General features: G+C 72.2%; 7 protein-coding genes and 1 tRNA gene. 1 reads left to right on the top strand and 7 read right to left on the bottom strand.

Features of this window, described 5'->3' with window-relative positions; genetic code table 11:
- The first annotated feature begins 296 nt into the window (after positions 1 to 296).
- A tRNA-Pro gene (locus AC08OJ_RS02795) sits at positions 297 to 370 on the top strand.
- A gap of 139 nt (positions 371 to 509) precedes the next feature.
- Here the strand turns inward: AC08OJ_RS02795 and der are convergent.
- The 7 genes from der to AC08OJ_RS02760 form a co-directional block, all read right to left on the bottom strand.
- Positions 510 to 1,973 (bottom strand): ribosome biogenesis GTPase Der, encoded by a 1,464-nt coding sequence (der, locus tag AC08OJ_RS02790; RefSeq protein WP_476592414.1) that lies wholly within the window; start codon positions 1,971 to 1,973, stop codon positions 510 to 512.
- Positions 1,974 to 2,107: 134 nt separating this feature from the next.
- Positions 2,108 to 2,923 (bottom strand): lysophospholipid acyltransferase family protein, encoded by an 816-nt coding sequence (locus tag AC08OJ_RS02785; RefSeq protein ID WP_476594992.1) that lies wholly within the window; start codon positions 2,921 to 2,923, stop codon positions 2,108 to 2,110.
- A complete protein-coding gene (gene cmk / locus AC08OJ_RS02780; RefSeq protein WP_476594991.1) occupies positions 2,920 to 3,726 on the bottom strand; it encodes a (d)CMP kinase in 807 nt (268 codons plus the stop codon). Before cmk ends, AC08OJ_RS02785 begins: the two co-directional genes overlap by 4 nt.
- 95 nt (positions 3,727 to 3,821) lie before the next feature.
- Entirely contained in the window at positions 3,822 to 4,934 is a 1,113-nt protein-coding gene (locus AC08OJ_RS02775; RefSeq protein WP_476592411.1) for a prephenate dehydrogenase, read from the bottom strand.
- A 24-nt stretch (positions 4,935 to 4,958) separates the two neighbouring features.
- Positions 4,959 to 5,717: a pseudouridine synthase gene (locus AC08OJ_RS02770; RefSeq protein WP_476594990.1), complete on the bottom strand. Its 759-nt coding sequence runs from the start codon at positions 5,715 to 5,717 to the stop codon at positions 4,959 to 4,961.
- Between the two features lie 16 nt (positions 5,718 to 5,733).
- The gene (gene scpB, locus AC08OJ_RS02765) at positions 5,734 to 6,300 is read right to left on the bottom strand and encodes an SMC-Scp complex subunit ScpB (RefSeq protein ID WP_476592409.1); all 567 of its coding nucleotides are present in this window, start codon (positions 6,298 to 6,300) and stop codon (positions 5,734 to 5,736) included.
- On the bottom strand, positions 6,297 to 7,223 hold the full coding sequence (locus tag AC08OJ_RS02760) for a segregation and condensation protein A (protein ID WP_476592408.1): 927 nt from the start codon (positions 7,221 to 7,223) through the stop codon (positions 6,297 to 6,299). The genes scpB and AC08OJ_RS02760 overlap by 4 nt, the downstream gene beginning before the upstream one ends.
- Between the last annotated feature and the right edge of the window lie 38 nt (positions 7,224 to 7,261).

Below are 7,261 nucleotides of genomic sequence, written 5' to 3'. Positions count from 1 at the left end.
GGGCGGTGTCGCCGCAGGTGGCGGCGGGATGGCCGACCCCGGGTCCTCACCCCTGCTCCCACTGGCCGGTGCGGCAGTAGGCGCCCTGCTGATCGGCGCCGGGGTTGCCCGACGGCGTGCCCAGGGCGCGAGCTGACCCTGCTGTTCGGCGGCCATGCGGCGTGCAGACACCTCGTGGGTGACGGCCTCGGCCTGGTCCCACGCGGAGCCCACGCACGGTGACCGGGGGTCGCGCCGTTGACGACGCGACCCCCGGTCACCGTAGTGGTCGCCGGTACGGTAACGTTGCTGCCGTACGGGACGTGGCGCAGCTTGGTAGCGCACCAGACTGGGGGTCTGGGGGTCGCAGGTTCAAATCCTGTCGTCCCGACAGAGGTGGTAAAACCCGTTGGTCAGGCTTGTGAGCCTGCTCAACGGGTTTTTTCGTCGTAAGCCGCCGTCACGCCGTCCCGGCCGTCCGGCCGGTCCGGAAAACCCGCCCGGCTGGCGGCCGGAACCCGGTCCAACCGTCAGCCGCCGCCCCTGCGGTCGCCGCGTTCACGCACCCGCACCGAGATCGAGATGGGCGAACCGGCGAAGCCGAAGTCCTCCCGGAGCCGGCGTTCCAGGAACCGGCGGTAGGACGACTCCAGAAAACCCGTCGTGAACACCACGAACCGCGGCGGGCGCACTCCGGCCTGGGTCGCGAACAGAACCTTCGGAACCCGCCCTCCACGCGCTGGCGGCGGGGTCGCGGCGACGACCTCACCCAGCCAGGTGTTCAGCCTGCCGGTCGGGATCCGGGTACCCCAGGATTCCAGCGCGGTGCGCAGCGCGGGGGCGAGCCGGTCGGTCGCACGCCCGGTACGGGCCGAGACGTTCACCCGCGGCGCCCACGCGACCCGGCCGAGGTCGCGGACGATCTCCCGTTCCAGGGTGAGCCGGCGGTCGGTGTCCACCAAGTCCCACTTGTTGAAGGCGAGGACGAGGGCCCGTCCCGCGTCGACGACCATCGAGATGACCCGCTGGTCCTGCTCGGTCACCGGCTCGTCCGCGGCGAGCAGGACGATGGCGACCTCGGCGGCTTCCAGGGCCGAGGCGGTGCGCAGCAACGAATAGTACTCGGCGCCGGAGGCCTCCCGGACGCGACGGCGCAGCCCGGCGGTGTCGATGAACATCCACTCCTCGCCGCCGACCGTCACCAGCTCGTCGACCGGGTCCCGGGTGGTGCCGGCGACGTCGTGCACCAACGACCGCCGGCTGCCGGCGAGCTTGTTCAGCAGACTCGACTTGCCGACGTTGGGCCGGCCGATCAGTGCGACCCGCCGGGGGCCGTCGGACTCGGTGAGGATCTCGCGCGGCGCCTCGGGCAACGCGGCGAGCACGGCGTCGAGCAGGTCTCCGCTGCCCCGGCCGTGCAGGGCCGAGACCGGGTGCGGCTCGCCGAGCCCGAGGCTCCACAGCGCCGCCGCATCAGCCTCGAATCGTACGTCGTCGACCTTGTTCGCCACCAGGATCACTGGCAGCCCGCAGCGGTGCAGCACCCGGGCGACCGCCTCGTCGGCGTCGGTGGCGCCGGTGACGACGTCCACGATGAACAGCACCGCATCGGCGGTGTCGAGCGCCGCGCGGGCCTGCTCGGAGACCTGGGCGGCCAGCCCCGTCGCGTCGGGTTCCCAGCCGCCGGTGTCGACGAGGGTGAACCGCCGCCCGCTCCAGACCGCGTCGTAGGCGACGCGATCACGGGTCACCCCGGGGACGTCCTCGACGACCGCGGCGCGCCGGCCGAGGATGCGGTTGACCAACGTCGACTTGCCCACGTTGGGTCGCCCCACGACGGCCACCACCGGTTGACCGGCCCCGGGGCTCGCGAACTCGCCGTCGAACTCGCCGACGAACCCGTCGGGGCCACCGACGTCATCGCCGAGGCCACCGTCGGCGAACCGGTCGAACCCGGCCGCGCCGAGGTCCGTTGATAGGTCTTGTCCGCTCATCACTGTCACTGCCAACTGTCATCGTGGGACGGGATCGCCTGTGATTCCCGGGCTCGGCGCCGGGCACTCGAGCGTGGCCGGATCGCCGGGGGCTCTCACCCGCCCGTCCGGAGCGAGCAGCAATCTTGCTCAGGTTACCCGGAGCCGGCCCGGTCGGCCTCGCCGGTCCCGCCGGCCTTTCCGGCCCGGACGGTCGCCAGATGGTCGAGCAGGCGCATCCGGATGTCCTCCGCGACGGCGGCCAGCGCCTTGCGCGAACGTGGGTTCGCCGGCACCTCCACCGCGAACGGCGCACCGAAGACTACCCGGATCGGCACCGACCGGCGCGGCCAGCGCGCCCCCCGGGGCAGGGCGGCACCGGTGTTGATGCAGGCCACCGGTAGGACGCGGCAGCGGCCGTGCACCGCGAGGTAGGCGATACCGTGCTGGACCGCCGCCATCTCCCCGCTGCCCCGGGTGCCCTCGGGGAACAACCCGATCGCCCCGCCGCGGGAGAGCTCGTCCAGTGCGGTGTGCAGGGCCTCCCGGTCGGCCCGATCACGATCGATCGGAATCTGACCGCTGAACAGCAGCGCCCGGCCGAGCACCCCCCGGTACATCTCGATCTTGCTCAGGCAGCGCACGGTCCGCGGGGACTCGATCACCACCAACGGGCCATCCAGCCAACTGCTGTGGTTCCCAGCGAAGATCAACGGTTCGTCGAAGGGGACGTTCTCGAGCCCCTCCAGGCTGATCTGCATGACCACCCGGTTGAGGAACCAGCGGACCCCGGGCTTGAGGACGCGGTGCGGGAGGTCGTTGTAGACCGGTGACGCGGCACCCCGGTGGACCGGTCCACGCGCGACCCGGGCGGCCCGCCCGGCCGCCTCCGCGGCACGTTCGCCGGCACCGTCGCCCGGCCGAGCGGCCTCAGCGCGGGGAGCCTCAGCGCGGGGGTTCGACGTGGTCATCTCGTCCGATTCGGCAGCTGCTCGCAACGCCGAAGCACCTCGTCGACGACTTCGGGCACCGACCGGGCCGTCGAGTCCAGAACCATCGCGTCGGGCGGGATGGCCAGCGGGTCCGCTGCCCGGTTGCTGTCGAGCGCGTCGCGCCGGTCGAGTTCGGCGAGGGTCCGGGCGACGTCGTCAACGCCCTTCTCCCCGAGCTGGCGGGAGCGACGCAGCGCACGGACCTCGGTCGAGGCGGTGAGGAAGACCTTGATCTGGGCGCCCGGCGCCACGACCGAGCCGATGTCGCGACCCTCCACGACGATGCCGCCGGCCGGCAACGCGGCGGCAATCACCTGACGCTGTTGAGTGACGAGCAACGCCCGCACCGCCGGCACCGCCGCGATCGCACTGACCGCGTTAGTCACCGCGCGGGTGCGGATCTGGGCGTCCACCCCGACACCGTCGATGGCGATCGAGGGCTCGTCCGGGTCCGTACCGACCGAGATCACCGCCCGCTCGGCCAGCTCCGCGACCGCCGCCGGGTCCTCGATGTCGATCCGCCGTTCCAGCGCGAGCTGGGTGACTGCGCGGTACATCGCCCCGGTGTCGAGGTACCGCAGGCCGAGACGGCGGGCGATCTCGCGGGCCACGGTGCTCTTCCCCGACCCTCCGGGACCGTCGACCGCCACGATCAGACCCTCGGCCCCGCCTTCGTGGACCGCGGGACCATCTCCCTCGGACCCGAGCGGCGCAGACGTTCCCTCCCGGCTGTCGGTGACCATGCTTCCTGCCGACAGCGCAGACCCGTGGTCGGGCTTCACCCGATTCCTCCGTCCCGGTCACATAATGAAGTTGTCGGATCGCGCCCCCGCGGATGCCGACATGTGCAACCCGGATCAGGCTACTCGGTACCGCATCAGGATCGCCGGTATGTCGTCCAGCCGTTGAGCGTCAACCGGTCGACGAGCTCGTCCGCGGCCGTCGGGTCCACCGCGAGCTCGACGATGCCGGCGGGTGCGTCGAGGCTGTGCTCGAAGGGCCCGACATCCTCGATGTTGATCTGCCACTGGCTGATGAAGCCGACGAGCGCGGCGAGCTGGCCAGGTCGGTCATCGAGCACGACCCCCACCCAGCCCCAGGACTGCGCCGGGGCGCCGGGCTTGCGCGGAAGCAGCGCACGGCCGGCCTGGCCGCACCGCATGAGCCGGGAGACCGCGGCGGTGACCTCGTCACCGGAACCGGTGTCGAGGACGCCGGCGAGCGCGGTGAGCTGGGCGCCGAGGGAACGTACCCGCTCGGCGATCGGGCCGCGGTTACCCTCGATGATCCCCGACCACAGCTCGGCGTCGCTGTCGGCGAGCCGGGTGGTGTCGCGGAACCCCTGCCCGACGAAGGGCACGTCCCGTTCCGGCAGCCCGACGAGCACCCCCGCGAGCGCGCTCGCGACGATCTGGGGCACGTGGGAGACCGACGCCATCGCCGCGTCGTGACGCTGCGGGGTGGTCCGCACCGGCGTGGCCCCGCAGGCGAACGCCAGCGCCACCGTGGCGTGCACCGCGGCCGACCCGGTGTGCGGGACGGGACAGACCGCCCAGACCCGCTCGGCGAACAGGTCCGCCCGGGCGGAGACGGCCCCGTGCCGTTCCCGGCCGGCGATGGGGTGGGCTGGGCACCACGTCGTGAGGTCGCAGCCGAGCTGGACTCCCTCGACCAACGGTCGGACCTTGACGCTGCCGGCGTCGCTGATCGTGTCCGCGAGGCCGGAGCGGGCCAGGGCGCGTACCTGGGCCGCGACACTCGGCAGCGGGGTGGCGACGACCGCATGATCGACCCGCTCCCCCGCCCACGGCCGCCCGGCCCCCATCTTCTCGGCAAGCGCAACCTGTGCCTCGTCCATGTCGCGGAGCAGGACCTCGATGCCCCTTGCCGACAGCGCGAGACCGATACTGGTCCCGATCAGGCCCGTGCCGACGACCCCGACCCGGCGCAGGCGCGGAAGGCATGCGACATCCCATCCCGACCCGACCATGGCCTTGAGCCTAAAGCCTCGAGCCTAGAGACCGACGCGGTGATACAGGGTGCCGATCTCGTGACGGGTGAGGTGACGGGCCCGCCCAGCGCGCAGGGTTCCCAGCGACACCGCCCCGAACCGGGTGCGCACCAGCCGATGTACCGGGTGGCCGACGGCGTCCATCATCCGGCGGACGACGTGCTTGCGCCCTTCGTGCACAACGACCTCGACCATCACCCGTCCGTTCGCGTTGTCGACGACGCGCGCCGAGTCCGCGCGCACCGGGCCGTCGTCGAGTTCGACCTCCGCGCGCAGCTGGCGCAGGACGTCGCGGCGCAGCAGACCGGACACCTCGACGAGGTAGGTCTTGGGGACGGCGAACGAGGGATGGGTGAGCCGGTGTGCGAGCTCCCCGTCGTTGGTGACGAGCAGCAGCCCCTCGCTGTCGGCGTCGAGCCGGCCGACGTGGAACAGCCCGCCGCCGAACTCCATGAGCAGATCCGCGATCGTCGGCCGGCCCCGCTCGTCCGACATCGCCGAGAGCACCCCGCGCGGCTTGTTCAACGCCAAGTGGACCAGGCCCGCCCTGGTGACGATCCGCTCACCGTCGACCTCGATGAGGGCGGTTTCGGGATCGACCCGGCGGCCCTGCTCGCGCACCACGGTGCCATCCACCCGGACCCGACCGGCAGCGATCAACTCCTCGCTGTGCCGGCGGGAGCCCACCCCGGCGGCAGCCAGCACCTTCTGCAGCCGGATGCCCTGGTCCTGGGGCTCGTCCGGGCGGTCACCGGTACTCATGACGGGAACCTGGTGCTCATGACGTAACAATGTCATCAATCTCATCGAGACCGGGCAGCAGGGGGGCGAGCGGCGGCAGTTCGTCGAGCCCGCGCAGCCCCATCCGTTCGAGAAAGTAGTCGGTGGTGCCGTAGAGGATCGCGCCGGTCTCCAGATCGTGCCCTACCTCCTCGACCAGGCCGCGGGCGGTGAGGGTGCGGATGACTCCGTCGGCGGAGACACCCCGCACCGCCGAGATCCGCCCCCGGCTCACCGGCTGCTGGTAGGCGACGACGGCCATGGTCTCCAGCGCAGCCTGCGACAGCCGGGCCGATTGGCCGGCGAGCACGAAGCGCTCGACCCAGGGGGCGCACTCGTCCGCAGTGTAGAAGCGCCAGCCGCCACCGGTGTGCCGCAGCCGGAAGCCGCAGCCGTCGCGGGCATACTGCTCGGCGAGCTGCGCGAGCAGCCGCTCGACCTCCAGCGCCGGGGCGCCGAGGCCGGTCGCGAGCTCCGCGACGCCGACCGGCTTCTCCGCGACCATGAGGACCGCCTCAAGCAACGCACCCAGCGGCGGCCGGGCCTCCCCGGCAGTCCCAGTCACGACGCCACCTCCCGCGACTCCTCCTCCGCGTCCCCACCGTACCGATCAGATCCGAACAGCCCGTGGCCGATCGGCGGGGCGTCGGCCTCGACCGCCGGATCCAGGGCGATCCAGCGCACCGTCAGCTCACCGAGCGGGACCTGCTGGTCGAAGGAGATCCGGCCCTCGCGGAAGAGCTCCAGCAGCGCCAGGAACCGGGCCACCACCTCGATGGTCTGCCGGCAGCCGACGCACAGCATCCCGAAGGTCGCGGTGCCCACCTCACGCAGCATCGCGATGACGGCGAGCATATGCTCCCGCACGCTGATCCGGGGCAGGTGCACGTGATCGGTCGCGACCAGCGGCGGCGGCAGCGGCTCACGCAGCCGGGCCGCGAGCGCCACGAGCTCCGTCGGGCCGATGCCAATCTGGACCTCCGGCAGCGCGGCGGCGTAACGGGGCTCCAGGGGTACCGCCCGGGGGGTATGGCGCGCCTCCAGGGCCATGAGGCCGGCGAAGAGCGCCGCAGCCTCCTTGTACGCCTTGTACTGCAGTAGCCGGGCGAAAAGCAGGTCGCGGGCCTCCAGCAGGGCCAGGTCCGCCGACTCGTCCTCGGACAGGGCACCCGGCAGCAGCCGGGCCGCCTTCAGGTCGAGCAGGGTCGCCGCGATCACCAGGAACTCGGTGGCCTGGCCGAGGTCGAACTGGTCCCCCAGCCGCCGGATGTGCGCGACAAACTCGTCGGTGACCTGGGAGAGCGCGACCTCGGTCACGTCGAGGCGATGCTTGGCGATGAGCGAGAGCAGCAGGTCGAAGGGGCCGGTGAAGTTGTCGAGTTCGACGACGAAGGTCTCCGTGCGCCCACCACGACCCGTCGGCACGCCGGTACGCGGGGCGGCCCTCCCGTCGGCCTGGTCGGCCGGAGCGGCTCGAGACCGGGTCATGGCGCCACGCTACGCCCCGGCCGTCGGCGTGATCATCA

The organism is Frankia sp. CgKIO3 (genome assembly GCF_977946435.1).
The sequence above is the reverse complement of the archived record's forward strand: the minus strand, read 5'-3'. Positions and strand labels throughout refer to the sequence as shown.

Coding starts and splice junctions, on each gene's coding strand:
- der (WP_476592414.1), bottom strand. CDS start 1,973: ATGAGCGGACAAGACCTATCAACGGACCTCGGCGCGGCCGGGTTCGAC.
- AC08OJ_RS02785 (WP_476594992.1), bottom strand. CDS start 2,923: ATGACCACGTCGAACCCCCGCGCTGAGGCTCCCCGCGCTGAGGCCGCT.
- AC08OJ_RS02775 (WP_476592411.1), bottom strand. CDS start 4,934: ATGGTCGGGTCGGGATGGGATGTCGCATGCCTTCCGCGCCTGCGCCGG.
- AC08OJ_RS02770 (WP_476594990.1), bottom strand. CDS start 5,717: ATGAGTACCGGTGACCGCCCGGACGAGCCCCAGGACCAGGGCATCCGG.
- AC08OJ_RS02760 (WP_476592408.1), bottom strand. CDS start 7,223: ATGACCCGGTCTCGAGCCGCTCCGGCCGACCAGGCCGACGGGAGGGCC.